Origin of the sequence: Corallococcus sp. AS-1-6 (assembly GCF_020037015.1) — a bacterium.
Classification (GTDB): domain Bacteria; phylum Myxococcota; class Myxococcia; order Myxococcales; family Myxococcaceae; genus Corallococcus.
In genome coordinates this window covers 154,837-178,054 of the sequence record NZ_JAIQDE010000002.1, presented here as the reverse complement: position 1 = coordinate 178,054, position 23,218 = coordinate 154,837, and the positions used below count along the sequence as shown (strand labels likewise).

Here is a 23,218-nt window from a genome sequence, read left to right as displayed (position 1 = left end):
CAGAAGGTTTTGCGTGCCGGAGATCTAAGCCTGATTTCCGCCGAGGCGATCCTGTTTAATATAAATGGCAAGATGCTTGAGTTTCGCTGTCAGTTGCTGTCTCCGCGGGGTGGGAGGATTACTCCTCCGTTCTCTCGATACATCCGCAGAACCTGGCTGATCGTTGCCTATCCAATGTTAAACAGGTGCGGAGTCTGCCTGTATGCCGAGCCCTCTTATGGAAGGCTCGGATGATGGCCTACTGCGGCTTCTTGGGAGAGTCTATTGCTTGTCCCCCATGGACGTCAGACTCCGTGACCACGCCAACCGCATCCTGGAGTAGACGGCTTATGCGCAGACGCTTATGACGTGCGCCGCCATCTCGGCGAATTTGCTGCGGAGCAAGGCGATCTGCTCCACTTGATTTGCGGCCCAACTTCTTCTGTCTTGCAGGCTTACGACCTGTTCGAATTTGTCAAGCCTGCCAATTGGGACGTTTAGCCAGAGGCTGTTTTGAATCAGGACATTTGCATCTTCGGTGTCTCCGATTCGGTAATTATCGGGAACGCTTTGTGCTATTGGATTGAATCCCTGAATGTTCTTGGTCAGTGAGCCGACAAGGTCATCTCGGATTGCGGTGGCGACACGATCATGCATGGTCCGGTCTGCTTGGACCATTTGCTTGTCGCCAGTCGGCAATCCAATGTTGATTTCTTCCTTGGTTCTCCGTCGCCGAGCGGTGTCAAAACCATTGAACACCCAGCCTGCGAAAACTGGCTTTCCTAGCGTGTCAAAGTCGTGGAAATGTGGATTGGTCGCCTTGAACCTATTCAAGCCTATTTGCCAGTCACCCACAAATGCTGGCACCATCTGTCCAATTAGTCCCACGCAATAAACGCTAAAGTTGTCCGAGGTGCACGGGACGATGTAGTAGTCTGAAGAGTAGAATGATGCTCGAACGAGAGCGCCGAACGAAGGGGGTAGGTCAACAAGGACGTAGTCGAAATCGGTCTTTGCTGCCTCGGTCGCTTTGGCCACAATTCGTCGCAAGGCTACGTATCTGGTTAGTCCTGTGCCAGTTAGCAGGTCGGCACCGACATTGAGGGAGTCTGCGTAGACGTTTAGCCAGAAGTCGCCAGCTATGAGGTGAACGTTTTTGCTTGTATGTGGTCCCTTGTGTAGGGAAATTGATTCGCCACCAGTGTTTTGCAAGAATCGCTGCAGGAATGAACGGATGGTCGTTCCGTAGGGGGCGTTTTGAGTTGGTAGTGTTTTGACGAAGGTTGTTTCGCCAAGCATTGCTATTGAGAGATTGCACTGCGGATCGAAATCAATCAGCAGGACTTTCTTCCCCTCTTGTCCAAGGGCGTCCGCAAGATTCCAGCAGATCGTGGACTTCCCGACTCCTCCCTTGTTGTTGAAGATGGAGATGATTTTCGGGGTTGGTGATTTTGATTTTGAGGTTTTCATAGTGAGGGGCTGTGTTTTTTTGGTTGATTTGGCTTGTTTCTGTGGCCATGGAGTCGGAGCTATCGAAGGGCGCGTCTAAATACTCCTAGCGTTTGTAGAGAGCAGGCCTCCCAGTTGAAACGTGCTGCGCGCTGCCTGCCTAGGTCCTTTAGTTCTTGGCGGAGATTACCATCCCTCAGAATTCGTAGAGTAGCCTCCCGCCATAAATTTGAGTCGTCAGGCGCTAGTCGTATCGCAGCACCACCTACAACTTCTGGCAACGCTGATGTGTCTGCCGCGATTACCGGGCATCCGGACGCCATGGCTTCAAGTGCAGGCAGTCCAAAGCCTTCGTACTTCGACGGCAAAAGCAGCGCCGTGGCGGCGCCGTAGAACAACGGCATCTCCGACTCGGGCAGTTGCTCCAGATCGATGACGTTCTCGTGGAGCCCCGTCTCGTGCGCCACCGCACCCTTGCCCGCGAGTAGCACCAGCGGCACCGGCAGGTCCGGCGCGAACTTGCCCAGCATCGCCAGGTTCTTGAACGGCTTCGCGTTGCCCACCACCGCGATGTACCGCTCCGGCAACTCGTGCCGCTCCCGGAACGCCTTCGCCGCACTCGCAGTAGGCGGCTCGAACCGCGAATCCACGCCGTTGTGGATCACCTGGAACCGGTACGGCGACATCTTCAGGTACTTCCCCAGCTCCTCACGGGAGAAGTCAGACACGGTAATGAGAGCAGTCGCCAGCCGCGCCCGCGGGCCCACCACGGCCTTGTAATAGATGGCCTGCACCGGCGTGTACTGGTCCGCCAGCGCCAGGTGGTTCGCGTCATGCAACGTGGCCACCAACCTTCCCGGCCAGAACAGCGGCAACGAGAACGACGTCGCGTGGAACAGGTCCGGCTTCAGCTTCGTCAGCTCATACGCCAGCAGCGGCTGCTCTGTCGGGGACAGGTAGCCGGCCCTGGAGCGGTGCAGCGGAATCCTTGGCGTCAGCTCGCCCAGGTCGTCTGGCAGGCCCTTCGCCGGCACCAGCGCGGAGAACTCCAGGTCCGGGGCCAGAGCGGGCAGCCGGCGCGCCAGCTCCAGCGCGTACCTCGCGATGCCGTGGAGCTGACCGCGCACCATTCTCAAGTCGAGCAGGACAGAAGGCACGCTCCCTGGCCTACCACACGCTGGCTCGCCCCCGCACCGCCGCGCCAGTGCTAGAAGGCCCTCCCGTGAAGGTCGCCCTCGTCCACGACTGGCTCGTCACCCACCGCGGCGGAGAACGCGTCCTCGACGCCCTCTGCGAGTTGTTCCCCTCCGCGGACCTCTACACCCTCATCCACCAGCCGGGCAGCCAGTCCCCGCGCATCGAGGACCGGCGCATCACCACGTCGTTCCTCCAGCACATCCCCGGCATCCACTCGCGTTACCGGCACTTCCTGCCGCTGTTCCCCCGCGCCATCGAAGCCCTGCGCATCACCGGCGACTACGACCTCGTCCTGTCCTCCAGCCACTGCGTCGCCAAGGGCATCCACGCGCCTGCCGGCGTGCCCCACCTGAGCTACGTCCACGCGCCCATGCGGTACATGTGGGACCTGTTCGACGAGTACTTCGGCCCCGGACGCGCCCGCCTCCCCGTGCGCGCCGCCGCCCTCGCCGTGCGCCCCTACCTCCAGCACTGGGACCGCACCTCCACCCAGCGCGTGGACCGCATCGTCGCCAACTCCCGCCACATCGCCGGGAAGATCCGCCGCTTCTGGGACCGCGACGCCTCTGTCGTCCCGCCTCCCGTGGAGCTCGAGCGCTTCACCCAGGTGCCGCTCGAAGGGGGAGGGCAGGGCGGCTACTTTCTGTGGCTCGGCGCCTTCGCCCCCTACAAGCGCCTGGACGTCGCCCTGGAGGCCTTCCGCACCCTGGACACCCCGCTGTGGGTCGTGGGCACCGGGCAGGAGGCCTCGCGCCTCACCTCCGGGCCGCTCCCGCCCCACATCCGGTTCCTCGGCAACGTGCCGGACAGCGCGCTCCCCGCCCTCTACCGCGACGCCCGCGCGCTCCTCTTCACCCCCGAGGAGGACTTCGGCATCACCCCCCTGGAGGCCCAGGCCACCGGCCGCCCCGTCATCGCCTTCGGCAAGGGCGGCGCCCTGGAGACCGTCACCTCGAAGACGGGCCTCTTCTTCCCGGAGCAGACCCCCGCGTCCCTCGCCGCCGCCGTGCGCCAGTTCGACGCCTGGGAGCCGTCCTTCCGCCCGGAGGACGCCCGCGCCCAGGCCGAGCGCTTCAGCCGCGCCCGCTTCCAGCAGGCCATCCAGGCGGAGGTCGAGGCCCTGCTGCGCCTGCCCCCGTCCTCCCCAGCGGTGTGACAGCGCTGTCCGCGCCGTCCCCAGTTTCCCGAGGCCTGCCTGCCAGGCGTGTCGGAGGGTGTCCGCTGCCCTGCGGTGCAACCCCTTGGTTTCACGGAAAAACCCGTGGTAGGACGCCGCGCCGGGGGAGGCGCCTGGGGGCTTGAGGGCTCCCGGGGCCCAGGGTGCGTGTCTTGCATCCGACGGACGGTCCTCGTCCCCCATCAGGAGTCATCGCGGTGTTCGGTCGCCTGCAGCGCTTCTACACGTCCATCAAGGTCGCCGCCGACGCGGGGATGCTCGCGGTGGCGTTCGTGCTCGCGTACTTCACCCGCTTCAGCGGCGTGTTCCCCATCACCGAGGGCATCCCGCCCCCGGCCGAGACGTTCGTCTCCCTGGTGATGGTGCTGGTCATCTTCCCGATGACGTTCCAGCGGGCGCGGCTGTACGCGACCAACCGCGCGCGCTCGCACATGGGGGAGCTGTTCGAGCTCTTCAAGGCCACCATCACCGCGACGCTCGTGCTGGTGGCGGTGACGTACTTCATCCGCGAGCGCTACTCGCGCCTCACGCTGGCCATCTTCGTCGTCTACGCCTTCACGCTCATCGCGCTGTCGCGCATGGTCATGCGCCACCTGCTCAGCGAGGTGCGCCGGCGCGGCTACAACCTCAAGTCCATCCTCGTCATCGGCGAGGAGGAGCTGGGGCTGCGCACCATCGAGACGGTGGAGAGCCACCGCGAGCTGGGCTTCCGCGTGACGGGCGTCCTGTCGCTGAAGGAGGAGAAGGTCGGCCAGTGGGTGGGCGGCGTGCGCGTGGTGGGGCACGTGGGCGAGGTGGAGGCCTACCTGGATGCCCACCCGGTGGATCAGGTCATCATCGCCGTGCCGCTGGAGGACCAGGCGCGGGTGAAGCCGCTGATGGAGCAACTGGCGCTGCGCACCGTGGACGTCAAGGTGGTGCCGGACCTGTACCAGTACATCACCCTGTACGGCGGCCTGGAGGAGTTCGGCGGCCTGCCCATCATCAGCCTCCAGGGCGACCCCATGGACGGCTGGAGCCGCGTGGCCAAGCGCGTGTTCGACGTGCTCTTCTCGCTGGTGGCCATCGCCGTGAGCGCGCCGCTGATGGTGCTCACCGCGCTGCTGGTGCGCCTCAGCAGCAAGGGCCCCATCCTCTACCGCCAGGAGCGGATGGGCATGGACGGGCGGACCTTCCACATCCTCAAGTTCCGCACCATGCGTGTGGACGCGGAGGCCCAGGGCGCCACCATGGCCAGCGCGGTGGACGCTCGCCGCACGCCGGTGGGGACGTTCCTGCGCAAGTACTCGCTGGATGAGCTGCCCCAGTTCTTCAACGTGCTCCGGGGCGACATGAGCCTCGTGGGCCCGCGCCCGGAGCGGCCCGTCTTCATCGAGGAGTTCAAGCGCCAGATTCCGCGCTACCACCTGCGCCACAAGGTGAAGGCGGGCATCACCGGCTGGGCGCAGATCAACGGCCTGCGCGGCCAGACGTCCATCCAGAAGCGCATCGAGTACGACCTGTACTACATCGAGAACTGGTCGCTCCTGATGGACCTGAAGATCCTCCTGCGCACCGCGCTGGGCGGCTTCCTGTCGAAGAACGCGTACTGAGCCGGGCGCCACCGGCCAGGCAGGCAGGACGGGTGCGCAGGTCGTATTCGTGCGCACCCTCTCATTGGCACCGCGAAGCCGTCTAGACTGCGGGCCGACATGGGCGACAAGCTGGGATTGACGCTGGTCCGCAAGGGCCTCCTGACGCAGGCGCAGCTCGACCAGGGCATGAGCGCGCAGCTCGTGCACGGAGGCCGGTTGGGCTCCCGGCTGGTGGAGCTGGGGTTCCTGGACATCGAGACGGTGGGCATGGTGCTGGGGGAGCTGTCCCGGCTGCCCGTCGCGATGGAGGCGGACTTCGACGCCGTCACCGAGGCGACGCTGAAGCTGCTCACGGCGGACCAGGCGGAGAAGCACCAGGCGTTCCCGCTCGCGGTGGAGGGCCGGCGGCTGAAGGTCGCGCTGACCAACCCGCTGGACCTGCAGACCACGGATGCGCTCGGGTTCATCACGGGGATGCGCATCGTCCCGTACGTGGTGCCGGAGCTGCGGCTGTTCCACTACCTGAACCTGCGCTACGGCATCGACCGGCCGACGCGCCCGTTGAAGCCGGCCATTCCGTTGCCCGCGCGCCGCTCGATGTCCGTGGCGGCGGTGGCGCCGGTGTCCATGGCGGCGCCGGTGGTCGTGCCGCCGCCGGCCATGCCGCCTCCGCCCGCGCCCGTGCGCGCGGAGCCGGAGGTCGCGGGGATGTTCGGCGGGCTCGCGCCGGGACAGTTCCTCAGTGATGACTCGGAGGATCAGGAGTCCGACGCGGACATCGCGGACGCGGCCATCGTCGGCGAGGAGCTCCCGGACATCGTGATGGGCGAGCCGGTGCGTGCTCCGCCGGTCATCGAGATGGCCCGGCCTGGGAGTCCACCGGTTGCGCCGCCTCGGCTGGCGCCCCAGCCTCCGGGGATGGTGTCCCGGCAGGGGGCGGCGGGCGGGCTTCCGTCCGCGGCTCCGGGGATGCCGGCCGGTGGGCCGGTGGCGATGGCCCCGGGAGTGCCTTCGGCTGGGGGCACGCCGATGGGTGTGGCGGCTGGGGCGGTTCCGCCGGGGGCCGCGCCGGTGGGAATGGCGGCTGGGGCGGTTCCGCCGGGGGCTGCGCCGATGGGAATGGCGGCTGGGGCGGTTCCGCCGGGTGCCGCACCGTTGGCTTCGGGAGGGCTTCCTCCTGGAGCCGGAATGCCTCCGCGTGCGGCGCCTCCGCCGGGAGCGCAGCCTCCCGGGATGCTCGGGCGAGCTGGTCCCGTGCCTCCGGCGGTTCGGCCTTCTGGGACGGGGATCCCCGTCGTGCAGAAGACTCCGCCTCCGGGCATGCGTCCCGCCGCTCCAGGTGCACAGGCACCGCGACCGGTGGGGCCTCCGGGCGCACCGATGCCTCCGGGCATGGTTCGGGCCGGGCCTCCACCAGGAGTTCCGGGCATGCCTCCGGGAGCGGCGCCTAGGCCCCCTCCGGGTACGTCCGCTCCGGTGATGATGACTCCAGGCGGCGCGGGGCCTGTTCCTCCGGGACAGCGGCCTCCGACCGCGCCTGGGGTTCCCGGCGTCGGAGCTCCTCCGGGTGCGCGCCCGATGGGACCTCCGGTCGCCGTGCCGCCGAACGCCATGCAGGGACGTCCTGTCGGCGCGGGTGGCCAGCCGCTTCCTCCGGGTGCGCCTCCGCGGCAAGGGCCTCCATCGGGGGCCGTGCCTGCGATTGCCGCTGGCGCACCGGGGGCCGCCATGCCGCCTCCCGGCGCTCCGGTGGCTCGTCCAGGTGCTCCGGGGCCTGCCGCCGTGCCTCCGTCGGGGACCCCGGTCGCGGTGTCCCAGGGCGCTACACCTGTGCCGCCCGGAAGCCTGTCGTCCTCAACGGCTCCAGGGATGGCTGGCCTGCCGAATGCTGCCCCCGCGAGCGCGCCGCCCGTAGTGGCGCAAGGTCTGTCTGGGACCGCGAATGCTTCTCAAGGCCCCGTGCCGTCCATCGCGCCTCAAGGTTCGTCTGGGGCCGCGAATGCCTCTCAAGGCACCGTGCCGGCCATCGCGCCTCAAGGCGTGTCTGGGGCCGCGAGTGCCACAGTCGGCCTCGCTCCGGACAACGTGCAAACGGCTGAGGCTTCCCCAGCGGATGCTGCGCTGGCAGGGATTGCCCGGGACGTGGCGGGTGCCTCAACTCCTGGCGTGGACCTGTCTTCCACCGGATCGCAGTCTCCAGCGGCTCGGCGTCCATCCGGAGTGAACCGAGCCATCGTCGTGGATGCCCCGGCAGCCAGTGACTCGGTGCCGGACCTCGGAGGCGAGTGGGGGGATGCATTCGCGGATGCCTCTTCCGCGAAGCCGGTGGCGTCGGATGTCGCGGATGCGCCGTTGAAGGCGAAGGCCGACACCACCAGTTCGTCGTTGTCCGAGCTGGTATTGGACGCCGAGCTTTTCGTCGACGCCGACGTCAGTCCGGCTGCCGAGCCGCTCGACGCCGCACCTGCCGCAGCCGCCCCCGAGAAGGCGCCAGAGCCCGCTGCGGTCCTGACCGGGGATGACCTCTCCGACGACGACATCTTCGAAGACGTGGAAGCCGTCTCCGCGGAAACGCCCGTCGCGGATGTCCTCGACGTCGACGACATGATGTCCGCGGAGCCGCACGAGGCCCCAGCCGCCGAAGCCGGGGACGTCCTCGACGTCGACGACGTGATCTCCGCGAAGCCGCATGAGGCCCCAGCCGCCGAAGCCGGGGACGTCCTCGACGTCGACGACGTGATCTCCGCGAAGCCGCATGAGGCCCCGGCCGCCGAAGCCGCGAACGTCCTCGACGTCGACAACGTGATCTCCGCGAAGCCGCACGAAGTCCCGGCCGCCGAAGCCGCGGACGTCGACGACGTGATGTCCGTGGAGCCGCACGAGGCCCCGGCTGCCGAAGCCGCGGACATTCTCGATGTGGAAGACGTGGTTTCCGCTGCGCCGCATGAGGCCCCGGCCGCCGAAGCCGCGGACATCCTCGACGTCGAGGACGTGATGTCCGCCGCGCCTCAGGGGGCCCAGCCCATTCCCCAGGCGGAAACTGTCTTGGATGCCGCGCTCGACGCAGCCTCGGTTGGCGCGCGGGAACCCGTCGCCGCCGCTGACGCGCCGAAGGATGGCGGGCTGTTGGATGCGACGGAGCTCAAGGCCGCTCTGGAAGCGCCGGTCGCCATCGAAGCCTCGAAGGCGGAGCCCGTCTCCACGGAGCCTTCACGTGATGCGGAGGCACCGGAAGCGTCTATCATTGCCGCCCCCGCCGCACAGGACGCCGAAGCAGACGCGCTCGAATTCAGCCTGGCGGGAGACTCGCCGAAGCCCTCCGCTTCCCCGGAAGCCGAGTCCTGGCAGGTCGCCGCCGCACCGAAGTCCGACGCCGTGAGCTCCGCGCCCTCCGAGGAGCACAAGGCCGAAGTCCCCCCGGAGTTCGACGTCGCCCTCGTCTCTCCCTCGGAAGCATCCCCCTCGCCCGAACCCTCGGCCCCGCAGGCGGAATCCCCCAGCTCCGAGGAGCCCGTGGCCCTGCCGAAGCCGCGCCTCGTGGTCGCGCCCCCGGCGCCCGTCCGCGACCGGACCCCCATCTCTCTCGACGACCTGCCCATCTCCACCGAGGAGCCCATGCAGCTCGCCTCCACGTGGGAGTTCGTGGGCTGGCACGGCGGTGGGGAAGGGGAGGGCGCCGTGGGCCACAGCGCGGAGACCACCTGGGCGGACCGCGTCGTGGACCTGGACGTCCCCGCCGCCGCGCCCGCGGTCTCCGAGGACGGCGTGGCCCTGGCCTCCGCGTGGGAGTTCATGCAGCAGCCGTGGCAGCCGCAGGCCGCCGCGCAGGTCGACCCCGCCCAGGCCCTGCTCGCCGCCGCCAGCGCGTCCACCGACACTCCGGTGGACGGTCCCGCCGTCACCGCCGAACAGGTCCTCTCCGCGCTCGACACCGCGGACTCGCAGGGCATGGTCGGCAAGGTGCTGCTGGCCTACAGCGCGGGCCGCTTCCGCCGGGCGTTCCTCCTGGGGGACAGCTTCGGGCTCGCGCGCGTGGGCCGTGCCTGGGGCCCGGGCAGTGACCGTCCGGAGGTCACCGCCCTCAAGGTGGACCTGGACACGCCGTCCCTCTTCACCTCCGCGCTCAACGGTCCCAGCCCCAGCGTCTTCAGCGCCCCGCAGGTCCCCCAGGACGAGGCCATCTTCTCCGCGCTCTGCGGCGAGTCCGAGTCCCACCTGCTCGTCTTCCCGCTGCACTCGCGAGGCCAGCCCGTGGCCTTCTTCGTCGCCGAGCACGGACCCGCGCCCCTGGAGGTCGCCCTGCTGGAGGAACTGGGCCGCATCGCGGACCGGGCCGTGGAGATCTGCACCCGCCTCCACCGGTTCCCCTGAAGCACGAAGGGCCCCTGAAACGCGAAGGGCTCCGGAGCCGAAAAGCCCCGGAGCCCTTTTTCACGTCACCTCACGGCCGCGCTTCAACTGCACCCCGTCGTCGTGCCGCAGTTCGTGCACTTGTAGCAGGCGCCGCTGCGCACGGTGATGGCGCCGCACTGGTGGCAGGGCGGGGCGTCCGCCTGGTTCAGGTACGTGCTGCGCGAGTTCATCGCGGACAACTGCAGCGTCCCCACCTGGGCCGGCACCGCCGCCTGCGTCATCGGCTCCGGACGGGCCTCCTCCACCGGCGTCACCTCCACGTCGTCCGCGCAGGGCTCCGTGGGCAGGAACTTCAGCGACAGCCACCGGAAGATGTAGTCCGTGATGGACTTGGCGATGGGGATGGCCGGGTTGCCCGTGAAGCCGCTCGGCTCGTAGCGGGTGTGGCAGAACTTGTCCGCCAGCACCTGGAGCGGCACGCCGTACTGGAGCGCCAGCGACACGCTGGTCGCGAAGCTGTCCATCAGGCCGCTCACCACCGAGCCCTCCTTCGCCATGACGACGAAGAGCTCGCCCGGCTTGCCGTCCTCGTACATGCCCACCGTCAGGTAGCCCTCGTGGCCGCCGATGGAGAACTTGTGCGTGATGGACTGCCGCTCGTCCGGCAGCCGGCGGCGCAGCGCCTTGGGCTCGGGAGTCACGGCGGGGGCGGGCTCCGCCACCACGCGCTTCGCCTCCGGGGCCTTGTCCTGCGACGTGTTGAGCGGCTGCGTGCGCTTGCACCCGTCGCGGTACACGGCGACGGCCTTCAGGCCGCTGCGCCACGCCTCGATGTACGCCTTCTCGATGTCCTCCACCGTGGCGTCGTTCGGCAGGTTCACCGTCTTGGAGATGGCGCCGGAGAGGAACGGCTGCGCCGCGGCCATCATCTCGATGTGGCCCATCCAGTGGATGCTGCGCTGGCCCTTGGACGGCTTGAACGCGCAGTCGAACACCGGCAGGTGCTCCGGCTTCAGGTGCGGAGCGCCCTCGATGGTGTCGTGCTTGTCCAGGTACGCGATGATGTCCTGCGCCTGCGTCTGCGGGTAGCCCAGCTTCTCCAGCGCCAGCGGCACCGTCTGGTTGACGATCTTCAGCATGCCGCCGCCCACCAGCTTCTTGTACTTGATGAGCGCGATGTCCGGCTCGATGCCCGTGGTGTCGCAGTCCATCATGAAGCCGATGGTCCCCGTGGGCGCCAGCACCGTCACCTGGCTGTTGCGGTAGCCGTGCTCCGTGCCGCGCGCCAGCGCGTCGTCCCACGCCTCCTTCTGCGCCGCGTGCAGCTCCTCGCTGACCCCCACCACCGGCAACTGGTACGCCGCCTTGCGGTGCTTGCGGATGACGCCGAGCATGGGCTCCGCGTTGTTTCCGTAGCCCGCGAACGCGCCCTGCCGCTCCGCGATGCGCGCGCTCATCGCGTACGCCTCGCCGCACATGAGCGACGTGATCGCCCCCGCCAGGTTGCGGCCGGCAGGGGAGTCGTACGGCAGGCCGGACGCCATCAGCAGCGCGCCCAGGTTCGCATAGCCCAGGCCCAGCGGACGGTAGTCGTGGCTGTTCTTCGCGATGCGCTCGGTGGGGTAGCGGCTGAAGCCGACGATGATCTCCTGCGCCAGCAGCACCACGTCCACCGCGTGCTTGAAGGCGGCCACGTCGAAGCCACCCTCCAGCGTGCGGAAGTGCATCAGGTTCAGCGACGCCAGGTTGCAGGCCGAGTCATCCAGGAACATGTACTCGGAGCAGGGGTTGGACGCGTTGATGCGCGCCGTGCCGGAGCACGTGTGCCACGCGTTCACCGTGGTGTCGTACTGGAGGCCCGGGTCACCGCACAGGTGCGCCGCCTCCGCGATCTCGCGGAACAGCTCACGGGCCTTGTAGGTCTCCATCACCTGGCCGTCGCGCACCGCGCGCGTCTGCCACGGGCCGTCGTTCACCACCGCCTTCATGAAGTCGTCGGTGACGCGCACGGAGTTGTTGGAGTTCTGGAAGAACACCGACCCGTAGGCCTCGCCGTTGAAGGACGGGTCGTAGCCCGCCTCAATCAGCGCCCAGGCCTTCTTCTCCTCGTTCGACTTGCAGCGGATGAACTCGAGGATGTCCGGGTGCTCGGCGTTGAGGATGACCATCTTCGCCGCGCGCCGCGTCTTGCCGCCGCTCTTGATGACGCCCGCGAACGCGTCGAAGCCGCGCATGAACGACACCGGGCCGGACGCCGTGCCGCCGCCCGCCAGCAGCTCCTTGCTGCCGCGGATGGAGGACAGGTTGGAGCCCGTGCCGCTGCCGTACTTGAAGAGCATCCCTTCCGTGCGCGCCAGCCCCAGGATGGACTCCATGTTGTCGTCCACGCTGTTGATGAAGCACGCCGAACACTGCGGGTGCTCCTCCACGCCCACGTTGAACCAGACGGGCGAGTTGAACGCCGCCTTCTGGCGCAGCAGCAGGTGCGTCAGCTCCGCGTGGAACGCCTCGCGGTCCACCGCCGACGCGAAGTAGTGCCCCTGCTCACCCCAGCGGGTGAGGGTGTCCACCACGCGCGCCACCAGCTTGCGCACGCTCGTCTCACGCTCGGGCGTGCCGGGCGTGCCCCGGAAGTACTTCGACGCCACGACGTTCGTCGCCAGCATCGACCAGGACTTGGGGACCTCGATGTCCTTCTGATCGAAGACGACCTTGCCGTCCTCGCCCTTGATGCTCGCGCTGCGGTACTCCCACGCCAGCTCGTCCGCCGGATCCACCCCGGGCGTCGTGAAGAAGCGCTCCACCGTCAGCCCCGTGGAGGCCGTCGCCGCCTTGCCCTTCGCACGGCCACCGCGCCGCGACTCCTTGCCTCCCACCACCGGCTTCCCACTCAGTTCCTTCTCCATGACGCCCGCCTCCAGATTCACTGAGAGTGCTGATGCAAAGTTTGCAAAATCGCCAACGCCGCGAGATCCCAGGGGATCCGATGATCACTTCCAGGCACGGGGACAGCCGCGTTGGGATGGTCCGGGACGGGCAGAAGCCAGCGGGCCCCCCGCTGGAATCCGGGCCCGGGCCTGACTGCCCACCCGCCGGGCGGGCGGATCCATATGATCGCTGGGGGGGTCCGTCAACATCCCCTGCTCCCCTATACCTAGTGTCAGGGCGCCTCTTACACACTTCATTTGGTAGGCATTCCGAGGTGCTCTGATCTGCGTCCAAGGCTGATCTAATAACCCCGGCCCCAGTGGCAACGGCTGCCGTGGCTGGCAATGTATGGCCATGGCCATGCAAAATCGGACAGGAAGGGAAGGGCGCCTGTCCAAGCGCTCGTGATCACTGACGGATGTTTGCTGTCAGTCCGTGCGCCGAGCGTAGGAGGGCCCCAGCGCCCCCGCGACAAAGGGGCCGGGTGGGGCGGGCCTGGACGGTCGCCTGCTGAACGGGGGCATCGATTTCGACGCCCGGCCGCGTTAGGAGGCGAACCATGCCGCCTCCCTTCGAACGTCACGTCTTCGTCTGCACCAACCGCCGTCCGGACGGCCACCCCAAGGGGTGCTGCGCCACCAAGGGAGGCGAGGAGGTGCGGGCCGCCTTCAAGGAGGAGCTCGACAAGCGCGGGCTCAAGCGCAGCATGCGCGCCAACGCGGCGGGCTGCGTGGACACGTGCGCCTTCGGCGTCTCCGTGGTCGTCTACCCGGAGGGCACCTGGTACGGCGGCGTGAAGGTGGAGGACGTGCCCACCATCGTGGAGGAGCACCTGGTGCAGGGCCGCCCCGTGGAGCGGCTGCTGATGCCCTTCAACAAGAAGGCGGAGCGCTGAAGGCGGTCTCCCGCCTCGCGCCCCGCCCTTGGGGAACCGCGTTGAACCCTGGGACTAGTCGCGGCGGTTGCCCAGCAGGCGCAGCAGCGACAGGAACAGGTTGATGAAGTCCAGGTAGAGGGTGAGCGCGCCCACGATGCTCACCGCGGTCGCGCTCTTGAAGCCCGTGCCCGCGTGGTAGTCGCGCAGCTTCTGCACGTCATAGGCGGTGAGGCCCGCGAACACGAGCACGCCCGCGCAGGCCGTCACGAACGACACGGCGCTGCTCTTGACGAACATGTTCACCAGGCCGGCGATGACGATGCCGATGAGCCCCATGAAGAGGAACGTGCCCCAACTGCTCAGGTCCTTCTTCGTGACGGTGCCGTAGACGGCCATCGCGCCGTAGGTCGCGGCGGTGATGAAGAACACCTGGCCGATGGAGCCGGCCGTGTAGATGAGGAAGATGACCGACATCGTCACGCCGGTGAGCGCCGCGTAGCCCGCGAACATCACCGCGGCCACCGGGCCGGACAGCCGGGGCGCCAGGATGGACAGGCCGAACACCACGCCGAGCTGCACCAGGAACAGCGCCATCCGGTTCTGCACCGCCATGCGGAGCAGCGTCTCATTGGCCAGCGTCACCATCGCCATCACGCCGGTGAGCGCCAGGCCCGCGAACATCCAGCCGTGCACGCGCGACATGAACGCGCGCTGCGACTCCTGCACCAGGACGTCGTCCACCGAGCCTGCCTGCCCGCCCTGCCAGCCACCTGAAGATTCCCACGCCATGTGTTTCTTTTCCTTTCGGGCCGGGGACCGCTTCAGTCCCAGCCCTTCTCTAACGATGACCCCTGGAGGACGCCTTAAAGGGCCTTCCAGGCCAGCAAAAGCTTCGAAGCGACTTCCGTCGTGATGAGGGGCAGCACGCCACCGCCACCCACGATGTTGACGATCTCCGACATGGACCCACGGCACACCCCGCCCCACGCGGGCTGCTTCGCGAGCCCAACAGACGCATACGCCGAGTAATCCACGAAGAAGGACGTGGGCAGCACCTGGTTCGTGCCGCAGAGCAGGTGCTCCTCCGGCTGCGTGTCCACCACCTCCTGCACCACGAAGCCGCCGCCCTGCGTGTCCGTCGCGGCGCGCTCGCACAGCGCCTCCCACGTCTTGGATTCGCCGTAGGCGCCCTTGACGCGCTCCTCGTAGGGCAGGGTGCCCACGGAGCGGCCGAGGAAGACGGCCTTGCCGCCGTAGTCCCACGCGCGCTTGAGCACGAACCTCGCGGGCTCCCGGGCCACGCGGGCCACGATGTCGTCCACCTTCGCGCCGTCCGGACCCACGCCGGGCCCGTGGCGGAAGGGGCGCGTCCACGGCACCGACTCGCGCACCGCCTCCAGCTCCTCCGGCGCGAGGCCCGCGGTCCGCGCGAGCGCCTCGTCCGTCACCGCCTGCGACAGGAGCGCGAACGTCGTCTTCACCTCCACCTGCGACGCGGGCGGGTTGAGGAACACGGCCTTCCTGCCCGGGACGACGGAGAGAAAGTCCTCCACCCAGGGGGCGGGGTTCTGCTCCAGCCGGCGCACGAAGAGGTGGCGATAGACGAGGTCGTACTTCTTTCCGTTCACCGTGAAGGCGTCTTCGCCGGACACGTCCTCCGGGTGCACGATGTCCGCGTCCGCGCCGAACTCGCGGAAGCGCTCGCACAGCCAGCGCAGCTCCGTGATCTGCGCGTCGTTCTTGCGGCACAACAGCGCCACCGTGTCCGGCATCTGGCCGTTGCGTTCGGCCGCGTAGCCGTCCAGCAGCGAGCGGTAGAGCGCCAGCGCGTTGTTGCCGTTGAGCGTGAGCAGCGCGGGGATGGCCTTCTCCGGATAGCGCAGGTGCCGCGCCACCACTTCGATGAAGGTGCGCGCCGCGATGTCCGAATAGCCCTGCATGGCCGGGATGGTGGCGTTCACCTCCAGCGCCCAGGGCCGGCCTCCGGACACGAAGTAGTCCACGCGCGTGGTGGCGAGCTTGCGGCTGGCCTCCCAGGTGGCCAGCGCCAGGCGGCGCTCCAGCGGCGACAGCGCGCCCAACAGCAGCTCCGCGTCCGGGCCGCCGAGGATGGCGCGCGTCATCTTCATCGTGGCGGAGGCCAGCTTCGCGGACAGGAGCGAGCGGCGCTTGATCTCCTCCGCGTCCAGGATGACCGGCGTGGCGGTGATGGGGATGGGCTGGGTGCTGCCATCCAGCTTCGTCACCGCGAGGCCGCGCTGGTAGGCGGTCTTCGCCAGCTCCGGTCCGAAATAGTGTGCCTGCCTGCGCAGGACATCCATGAGCTCGTGCACGCGCGGAACCTACGACCCCAGGGGCTCGTGGGTCCACAACCCGCGGGCCCGCCGCGGCGCTCCGTGTCCGCCACCTCGCCCTCCGGCCCGGGGCCAGGGCGTCCCGGCTTGCACCGGGCGGGGAGGTCGCTTAAAACAACTCAGTTGCTTTTCGAGACCGAGTGGACGTGAGCCGCCTCCGACGCCAGCCCAGCACGAGCCGCTCCCTGCCGCGCCTGTTGGCGCTGCCGTGGGTGCTCGTGTGCGTGCTGGTGTATGTGGGCAGCGTGCTCCACTTCGCGCTCGTGCAGCACACCACGTGCCTGGAGCACGGGGACGTGATGCACGTGAGCGAGGCGTCTTCCCACGACGGCCCGTTGGAGGAGGCGCTCTCCTTCGACGACGCGCGCGTGGCCCGGGCGCCGGTGTCGAAGGCCACGCCCCACGGCGGTGAGGCCCACTGCCACCACGCCTTCCTGCGCCGCGAGGCACCGCCTCCGGCCGGGTCCGCGCCCGTCATGGCCGCGGTCTCCACGCGCTCCAGTCCGGCGCTGGCGGTGTTCCGCTTCCACGCGGCGCCCGTCGCGCTGTTGAGGCTCGCGCCCAAGTCGTCGCCGCCGCGCGCCTAGTCTCCGCCGCCGTCGCCCGCCGTCCTGGCCCCCCGTGTCTTCGTGGGCCGGGGTGCGCCGTGGTCACCGGAGTCCAGGTCCAGGGTTCGCGCGTCCCCGTTCGCTGAACGGATCCGCCGCGCGCGCATGGAGCCTCCGGCCACGCGCACGGATGCGCGCTTCGTGCGGCGGTCCCTCCTTCCAGTCCCGCTCCGGTCCTTCGCGGTCGCTCCTGCTTTCGGGGCGGTGCGCGTGCGGCCCGCGCGGCTGGAGTTCCCGCAGTCCCCCCGTGTCCCTGGAGTCCCCAACATGAAGAAGAAGCTTCTGTCCGCCCTGCTGCTGTCCACCGCCCTCCTCGCCGCCGGCTGCGGGGGTAACGACGAAGAGGAGGCCCACGTCGACGAGGAGGGCTGTGAGCACCTGCAGAAGGGCCCCGCCGTCGCCGTCACCGCCGCCGTCAGCGGCACGGGCCCGGCCGTGAGCAACGACCACACGCGCTACGACATCGCCCTGGTGGACGTCGCCGGAGGCAAGGGCGGCGCGGTGTCCTTCGCCGTCTCCGAGGCCACGGACTACGTCCTCTACACGAGCGCCACGGTGCCGGTGAAGGTCACCAACGGCAGCGGCGCGACGGTGGAGTTCGAGGAGAGCGCCACCAGCTCCTCGCTCTGCACGGACATCCAGGGCCGCTACGTCGTGCCGCTCACCGTGGGCACGCACACGCTCACCTTCGGCCCCTCGACCCTGTCCTCGGTGTCGCTCGTCATCGAGGAGTCGGGCGAGCACGACCACGACCACTAGCCACCTCTTTCCCGTCTCAGGAGTTCCCCATGGGTACCTTCCAGCAGTTCCTCGACAGTCAGAAGATCTCCCCCGCGGTGTTGCTGCGCCGCTCGCGCCAGCTTGAGGCGCACACGGAGGAGGACCGCGTCCTGAAGCGCAAGCGCTCCACGCGCCGCCGCGACAAGGAGCAGCAGCAGAAGCCGTACGCGGAGCTGGGCCTGGGCAAGCCGCGCAGCGGCCGGGGTCTGAGCGAGCATCAGCTCAATGCCGCGCGCGAGGACAAGCCGCTGTCCCCGCGCGTGCGCTCCAAGCTGGTGCGCGCCGTCAACGCGCTGCTCACCAAGGCGGGCGCCACGGCCGTGGACGCGAAGGCGCTCTTCGGCGACGTGCCCGCGCGCGTGGGTCCCACCGTGAAGAAGGCCGCTTCGTAGCGGCCCCGGAGGCGCCCCATGTCCAAGGTCTCTTGTGGCAGTGCCGGTTCCCTGCTTCCCTGCGACGTGCGCCGCGACGGCGACCGTCTGTTCGACGTGGCCATGTGGTGCCTGGGCCAGGACGTGCGTTGCCCGGACGGCAACGTGCTGCTGCGGCACGGGCTGGTGCGTGAGGCGCGTCCGCCGGGCGTGGAGGGACAGAGCGCGTACCAGGGGCGGCTCCTGGACGGGGGGCGCCTCACGCTGTGGGGCTTCGGCGCGCTGTGCGAGTCCTGCGGCGCCGCCATCTTCGTGCCGCGCGACGGCTTCGTGCCCCGGTGGGTGGAGGACGCGCGCGGCCCGGCCTTCCGGGTGGAGGACGTGGGCGTCCGGCGCGACGCGGCCACCGGGCCGGAGCGCAGGGCGGCGCGGGCGGGGCTCGCGCGGCTGGCGGACTGGCTCGCGGAGTACGAGGCGTGGGTGGCCCGCGACGTGGGCCTGGCCTGGCGGCGCGAGTGCCTGGCGGCGCGGCGCAAGGCGTCCCCCATCCCGGCCGAGGAGCTGGCCACCGCCTGGAGGAGGCTGGCCGTGCGCGTGCGCGCGACCGACGCCTCCGTCAACACGCTGTCGCTCCGATGACCGGAGCGTGAGGAGGACACCATGCTGGCACGTCTGTTCCGAGCCGATGCCCCGTCGGTCCACTCCCACGTCGCGTGGGAGGACCTGCCGGACGAAGCCCTTCCCACGCCGCCGCTCCTGGACGGGCTGGGAGACGCGCACCTCCAGGTGACGACGCAGGTCCCCCTGGCGCAGGCGTACTTCGATCAGGGACTGCGCCTGCTGCACCTGGGCTGGGCGCTGGAGGCCCGGCGCGCCTTCGCGGAGGCCGCGCGGAAGGACCCGTCCCTCGCCATTGCGTGGTGGGGGCTCGCGCTCGCCCGGGGCGTGGGGCAGCGCTTCACGGCGGACCGCGCGGAGGCCATCCGCAAGGCGCTGACCCTGGCGGAGGGCACCACCGACCTGGAGCAGCGGCTGGTCGTCGCGGCCAGCCTGCTCGCGGACAAGGGGCCCGCCAATGGCAGACATGCCTTCGTGCGGGAGATGGAGTGCCTCATCGACCGCTACCCCCAGGAGCCCGAGCCGCGCCTGCTGCTCGCGGGCTTCCTGCTGGACGGGTACGAATCCGACGGGCGCCCCGGGCAGGGACAGCCCTACGCGCAGTTCCTCCTGCGCGACCTGCTGCGCACGCACCCGGCTCACGCGGGCGTGCACGTGGCCTGGGTGCAGGCGTGGCTGCCCAGCGCCCGGCCGGAGACGGCGTTGGAGAGCGCGGAGTTGCTCCCGTCGCTCGTGCCCTCGGGGAGCCCCGCGCTGCTCGCCGCCGGACGCCTGCTGCTGCGCGTGGGCAAGGCAGTGGACGCGAACCGCGTCCTGGAGGCCGCGGTGACGGCGGACGACGCGTACCTCGCGCGCGAGTCGCTGCCCCTGGACGTGGCGCCGAGCGCGGACACCGCCCTGCGCCTGCTCAGCGAAGGCTGCGTGGAGGTGGGGCAGTACCGGGGCGCGCAGGCCTGGGCGCGCAAGCTGCGGCAGCGCGTGGAGGCTTCAGGAGGCCAGCCGCAGGCGGTGCTCTTCGCCGCCACCACGCTCGTCGCCGCGCACCTGCGCTTCGGCTTCAGCCGGGCGGCCGCGGAGGTCCCCATGGAGCTGGGAGACGCCGCCACCGTCGCGGAGGCCGGGCTGCGCGACGCCGTGCGCCTGTACGCGAAGGGCGTCTGTGCCCTGGAGACGGGACGGCTGGGCGACGTGGAGCGCGCGTGCGGCGCCCTGGACGCGCTGGTCCTCACCCTGGCGGAAGCGCCGCGCTCCGAGGGCCGCGCCCTGTGTGCCCGCGACGTGGCGCGCACGGTGGAGGTCGCGGCGCAGGAACTGCGAGGCACGCTGGATGCGCGCCGCGGAGACTCCGGCCGGGCGGAGGCCGCGCTCACGCGGGCGCTGCGCCTGGAGCGCCGCCTGCGCCCCGTGGGCCCCGCGCTCTTCTGCCGGCCGCCCCGGGAGACGCTGGCCCGCATCCGCCTGCGCTCCGGCCGCGAGGAGAAGGCCCTGGAGCTGGCGCTGGAGCGGGCAGGGGAGCGGCCCGGCTGCGGCCACTGCATGCTGCTGGTCGCGGAGGCCCACGTCGCCTGCGAGTGCATGTCCGAGGCGGCGCACGACTTCGCCGTGGTGCTGGACCTGTGGCGCGACGCGGATCCGCACCTGCCGGGCCTGCAACGCGCCCGGGGCTTCGCGGCCCGGGGCCACCGGGGCCGTACCGCACTCCGCCGGGTGCCGGACGCGGCCTCGGTGGACACCGCGCCCGTCCCCCGGGGCGGTGAAGCGCCCTGGACCGTTCACGGCGCCTGAGCCCGCGCGCCGCCGCGCTTGACGCAGGCGCGGCCTTCGCGTCACTAGGGACATCCTCCAAGGAGCCGCCCCATGCCGTCGTTCCGCCTGAAGCCCGAGCAGGCCGCGCTGCTCGTCGTCGACATCCAGGAGCGCCTGTGCGCCGCGATGGACCGCGACGCCCTGGACCGCATGCTCGCGCGCACGGGCGCCGCCGTGGAGGGGGCGCGGGCCCTGGGCCTGCCCGTCATCGTCACGGAGCAGTACCCGCAGGGGCTGGGCCGCACGCACTCGCTGCTCAAGCTGCGCCTGGGGGAGTTCAAGCCGCTGGAGAAGCTGGAGTTCTCCGCCGCCACGCCGGACGTGCTCTCCGTGCTGGGGGACCGCAAGCAGGTGCTCATCACCGGCATGGAGACGCACATCTGCGTCTTCCAGACGGCGCGCGACCTGGCGGACAGCGGCCGGGAGCCGTGCCTGCTCGCGGACGCGGTGCTGTCGCGCTCGGAGGAGGACCGCCGCGTGGGCCTGGAGCTGTGCCGCGACGCGGGCGCGCGCATCCTCACCGTGGAGTCGGCCCTGTTCGACATGCTGGGCCGCGCGGGCACGCCCGAGTTCAAGAAGGTGTCCGCCGCCGTCCGCTGAAGCCAGGGACGACGGCGGCCTCCCGCTCACGCCCGGCGCTTGAAGGGCACGCGCACCAGGCGCACGAGCATCATCATCAGCACCAGCACCCCGGACAGGACGGTTTGAGAGCCGCCCACCGGGAAGTCGTAGAAGTACGCGAACAGGTATCCGCCCGCGCCCGCGATGCCGCCCAGCACGGTCGCCGTGAAGAAGGTCCACGGCAGCCGCAGGTCCAGCACCAGCGCGGCGATGGCCGACAGCGTGGAGAACGCGAAGACGGGCAGGGCGCCCAGGGCCCGCGCGCACACGCCCACCATGATGCCGATGGACACCATCAACACCGTGTCCAGCAGCTTCACCGGCAGCCCCTGCACGGTGGCGCCGATGCGGTCGAAGCTGACGAAGGCGATGCCCCGGAACCACCACAGGTGCAGCACCATCAGCACCGCGCCGGCCACCGCCACCGCCTGGAGTTGATCCGGCGTCACCAGCACCGCGGTGCCGAAGAGGATGCCCTGGATGTCGTGCGCCTCCTGCGCGATGCGGTCGCCCACCAGGATGGCCGCGCCGCCCGCGAAGGCGAACGCGCACCCCAGCAGGCTCTCCCGCGACAGCCGCAGCCGCGCGGGTTCAATCATCAGCAGCAGCGTGGCCGCGACGGACAGCACCACCGCGCCCACCAGCGGATCCACGTGCACGCCCAGGTGGATCTCCGCGAAGAAGGCCAGCGCCACGCCCAGGCCCGCGGTGTTCGTCACCGCCGCGCTGACGAACACCATGCGCCGCAGCACCACGTAGACGCTGAGGAAGCCCAGCACGCACCCGGCGATGAGCGCGCAGAGGATGGGGTCGCGGAACAGCTCCCAGCCCGCCTGGAACTGTTCCCACTTCGAGGGCTCAAGCAGGGTTGTTTCCACGGTGGGGTCCCTGGGGCGCGCTGTGGCAGTAGTCGTCGCCGTACTGGCGGCGGAAGGCGGGGTGACAGAACACGGTGCGCGCATCGCCCATGACGAAGCAGCGGTGCTCGCGGTCCACGAAGAGGATGACGTCGGCGTGCTCGGCGGCGACGGACAGGTCGTGGCTCACCACCACCACGCCCAGGCCCCGGTCATGCGCGAGCGCGCACAGCCGCAGCATCGTCTGCTTCTCCGCCACCGCGTCCATCGCGGCGGTGGGCTCATCCAGCAGCACCACGTCCGCCTCGGTGGCGATGACCCGCGCCAGCAGCGCGCGCTGCTTCTCGCCGCCGGACAGGTCGCGGAAGGGCCGCTTCGCGATGCCGCGCGCGCCCGCGGTGTCGAGCGCCGCCTCCACCTTCTGCCGGTCCGTCTTGCTGGGGAAGGGCCGCAGGAAGTTCCACCCGGACAGCCGTCCCCAACTGGTGAGCTCCCGCGTGTGCACGGGCAGCAGCGAGTCGATGGCGGACATCTGCGGCACGTACGCGCTGCGGATGTGCGGCGCGCCCAGGGTGATGCGGCCGGACACCGGGGGAATCAGCCCCAGGAGCGTCTTGAACCAGGTGCTCTTGCCGGAGCCGTTGCGGCCCACCACCGCCACGAACTGGTGGCGGCGCACCACCAGGTCCATGGGCGGCAGGATGTCCTTGCCCCCGTAGCCGATGACCAACTGCTCGCACTTGAGCAGCGGCTCGCCAGGCTCCGGCACCGCGGCGCGGTGGCCCCGGTCCAGCTCCGTCTCGTGCTCACCGTGCGCCACGGCTCACCTCCGCGGTGGGGCTCAGCGCCGCCACCTTCTCCAGGAGCGCGGCGCGCACCGCCGCGTTCTCGGGCGCGTCCAGGTCCACCACGCCGTCGGTGCCCGGCTTCGCGGCGGACCAGTCCACCGCGTCGAAGAGGGCCGGCGTCACTTCCAGCTTCAGGCCCAGCTCGACGCGCGGCGCGTTCTCCCGGTCGGACGGCACGTCCAGGTCGCCGGTGAGCACCGCCACCGGCGTGGCCTCCGCGCCCGTCACCGTCGCGGTGAAGCGGAAGGGCAGGGCGCCCGCGAAGCGCGCCGGCACGCGGCCATCCCGCACGCTGCCCGTCATCCGCAGGCCCGTGACGGCCCAGCGCCCCCGGGACAGCGTCGTCTTGCCCAGCGCGCAGGCGGGCTCGCAGGTGAGGCCGCGGGCCGCGGGCGCCAGCAGGTCCAGCTCCGCGTCCACCGGCAGGTTGGCCACGGTGACGGTGGTGCTGCCACCGCCGCCCAGCTCCGCCTGGATGTCCTCGTAGTCCACGAGCGCCCCGGAGTCGCTGTGGCAGTGCCCGTTGTGGCACAGCGAGTAGCCCGGCGGCGGAGAGGACGGGTCGAACGTCGTGCTGCCTCCGCCCCCGGAGCTGGCCAGCAGGTCGATGCTGCCCAGGCTCACCGCGCCGGTGTCCATGCGCAACTGGAAGTCGGACGCGAGCGCCTGGTAGCCGTCGCCCGCGTCGCGGCCGGACACCGGCGTGTACGCGGCCTGGACGGAGGGCTCCAGCACCGCGAAGCCCTCGCCCGCGTCGAACGCGCACCCGGACACGAGCGCGACGGGAAGCAACCACGCCTTGATGGGAAAGCGCTTCATGG

At 69.8% G+C, this 23,218-nt stretch carries 19 protein-coding genes and 1 pseudogene; 11 read left to right on the top strand and 9 right to left on the bottom strand.

All coding sequences use genetic code 11. The features are described from left to right. Nucleotides 1-327: 327 nt before the first annotated feature. Nucleotides 328-1,449, bottom strand: coding sequence for a ParA family protein (locus tag K8612_RS03585; RefSeq protein ID WP_223761261.1), 1,122 nt, complete (start codon nt 1,447-1,449; stop codon nt 328-330). Nucleotides 1,450-1,508: 59 nt separating this feature from the next. Next, on the bottom strand, nt 1,509-2,558 hold the full coding sequence (locus K8612_RS03580) for a glycosyltransferase family 1 protein (protein WP_223761467.1): 1,050 nt from the start codon (nt 2,556-2,558) through the stop codon (nt 1,509-1,511). Between the two features lie 92 nt (nt 2,559-2,650). Between K8612_RS03580 and K8612_RS03575 the strand changes: the two genes are divergently transcribed. The 3 genes and pseudogenes from K8612_RS03575 to K8612_RS39480 form a co-directional block, all read left to right on the top strand. Then, nucleotides 2,651-3,781 (top strand): glycosyltransferase, encoded by a 1,131-nt coding sequence (locus tag K8612_RS03575; RefSeq protein ID WP_223761260.1) that lies wholly within the window; start codon nt 2,651-2,653, stop codon nt 3,779-3,781. 218 nt (nt 3,782-3,999) lie between these two features. Next, nucleotides 4,000-5,394, top strand: a complete 1,395-nt coding sequence (locus tag K8612_RS03570) for an undecaprenyl-phosphate glucose phosphotransferase (protein ID WP_223742292.1) — start codon at nt 4,000-4,002, stop codon at nt 5,392-5,394. A 99-nt stretch (nt 5,395-5,493) separates the two neighbouring features. Continuing rightward, nucleotides 5,494-5,862: pseudogene (locus tag K8612_RS39480) on the top strand (hypothetical protein); the annotation flags it as partial. A gap of 47 nt (nt 5,863-5,909) precedes the next feature. Here the strand turns inward: K8612_RS39480 and K8612_RS38740 are convergent. Beyond that, on the bottom strand, nt 5,910-6,038 hold the full coding sequence (locus tag K8612_RS38740; RefSeq protein ID WP_255652086.1) for a hypothetical protein: 129 nt from the start codon (nt 6,036-6,038) through the stop codon (nt 5,910-5,912). A 1,558-nt stretch (nt 6,039-7,596) separates the two neighbouring features. Between K8612_RS38740 and K8612_RS03560 the strand changes: the two genes are divergently transcribed. Continuing rightward, nucleotides 7,597-9,747, top strand: a complete 2,151-nt coding sequence (locus tag K8612_RS03560) for a hypothetical protein (RefSeq protein WP_223761477.1) — start codon at nt 7,597-7,599, stop codon at nt 9,745-9,747. 83 nt (nt 9,748-9,830) lie between these two features. Here the strand turns inward: K8612_RS03560 and K8612_RS03555 are convergent, their stop codons facing one another. Next, the gene (locus K8612_RS03555) at nt 9,831-12,635 is read right to left on the bottom strand and encodes a vitamin B12-dependent ribonucleotide reductase (RefSeq protein ID WP_223761259.1); all 2,805 of its coding nucleotides are present in this window, start codon (nt 12,633-12,635) and stop codon (nt 9,831-9,833) included. 581 nt (nt 12,636-13,216) lie between these two features. On the opposite strand from K8612_RS03555, the gene K8612_RS03550 reads away from it, so the two are divergent. Then, the gene (locus K8612_RS03550; RefSeq protein WP_120530529.1) at nt 13,217-13,552 is read left to right on the top strand and encodes a ferredoxin; all 336 of its coding nucleotides are present in this window, start codon (nt 13,217-13,219) and stop codon (nt 13,550-13,552) included. A gap of 54 nt (nt 13,553-13,606) precedes the next feature. On the opposite strand, the gene K8612_RS03545 is transcribed toward K8612_RS03550, so the two are convergent. Further along, nucleotides 13,607-14,323 (bottom strand): Bax inhibitor-1/YccA family protein, encoded by a 717-nt coding sequence (locus tag K8612_RS03545; protein ID WP_223742290.1) that lies wholly within the window; start codon nt 14,321-14,323, stop codon nt 13,607-13,609. Nucleotides 14,324-14,397: 74 nt separating this feature from the next. Next, on the bottom strand, nt 14,398-15,855 hold the full coding sequence (locus K8612_RS03540; protein WP_255671369.1) for a hypothetical protein: 1,458 nt from the start codon (nt 15,853-15,855) through the stop codon (nt 14,398-14,400). Between the two features lie 179 nt (nt 15,856-16,034). Between K8612_RS03540 and K8612_RS03535 the strand changes: the two genes are divergently transcribed. The 6 genes from K8612_RS03535 (at nt 16,035) to K8612_RS03510 (ending at nt 20,671) form a co-directional block, all read left to right on the top strand. Next, complete coding sequence (locus K8612_RS03535; RefSeq protein ID WP_223761257.1) at nt 16,035-16,475, top strand: hypothetical protein; 441 nt, start codon at nt 16,035-16,037, stop codon at nt 16,473-16,475. Nucleotides 16,476-16,763: 288 nt separating this feature from the next. Continuing rightward, a complete protein-coding gene (locus K8612_RS03530) occupies nt 16,764-17,255 on the top strand; it encodes a hypothetical protein (RefSeq protein ID WP_223761256.1) in 492 nt (163 codons plus the stop codon). Between the two features lie 29 nt (nt 17,256-17,284). Next, complete coding sequence (locus K8612_RS03525) at nt 17,285-17,668, top strand: hypothetical protein (protein WP_223761255.1); 384 nt, start codon at nt 17,285-17,287, stop codon at nt 17,666-17,668. Between the two features lie 18 nt (nt 17,669-17,686). Then, nucleotides 17,687-18,286: a hypothetical protein gene (locus K8612_RS03520; RefSeq protein WP_223761254.1), complete on the top strand. Its 600-nt coding sequence runs from the start codon at nt 17,687-17,689 to the stop codon at nt 18,284-18,286. Nucleotides 18,287-18,307: 21 nt separating this feature from the next. After that, nucleotides 18,308-20,050: a hypothetical protein gene (locus tag K8612_RS03515; protein ID WP_223761253.1), complete on the top strand. Its 1,743-nt coding sequence runs from the start codon at nt 18,308-18,310 to the stop codon at nt 20,048-20,050. Nucleotides 20,051-20,122: 72 nt separating this feature from the next. Beyond that, on the top strand, nt 20,123-20,671 hold the full coding sequence (locus tag K8612_RS03510; RefSeq protein WP_206792756.1) for an isochorismatase family protein: 549 nt from the start codon (nt 20,123-20,125) through the stop codon (nt 20,669-20,671). A 26-nt stretch (nt 20,672-20,697) separates the two neighbouring features. Here the strand turns inward: K8612_RS03510 and K8612_RS03505 are convergent, their stop codons facing one another. The 3 genes from K8612_RS03505 to K8612_RS03495 are packed head-to-tail and all read right to left on the bottom strand — an operon-like array spanning nt 20,698 to nt 23,216. Beyond that, a complete protein-coding gene (locus K8612_RS03505; RefSeq protein WP_223742284.1) occupies nt 20,698-21,570 on the bottom strand; it encodes a metal ABC transporter permease in 873 nt (290 codons plus the stop codon). Beyond that, the gene (locus K8612_RS03500; RefSeq protein WP_223742283.1) at nt 21,551-22,369 is read right to left on the bottom strand and encodes a metal ABC transporter ATP-binding protein; all 819 of its coding nucleotides are present in this window, start codon (nt 22,367-22,369) and stop codon (nt 21,551-21,553) included. Before K8612_RS03500 ends, K8612_RS03505 begins: the two co-directional genes overlap by 20 nt. After that, complete coding sequence (locus tag K8612_RS03495) at nt 22,356-23,216, bottom strand: hypothetical protein (protein ID WP_223761252.1); 861 nt, start codon at nt 23,214-23,216, stop codon at nt 22,356-22,358. Before K8612_RS03495 ends, K8612_RS03500 begins: the two co-directional genes overlap by 14 nt. Nucleotides 23,217-23,218 lie beyond the last annotated feature (2 nt).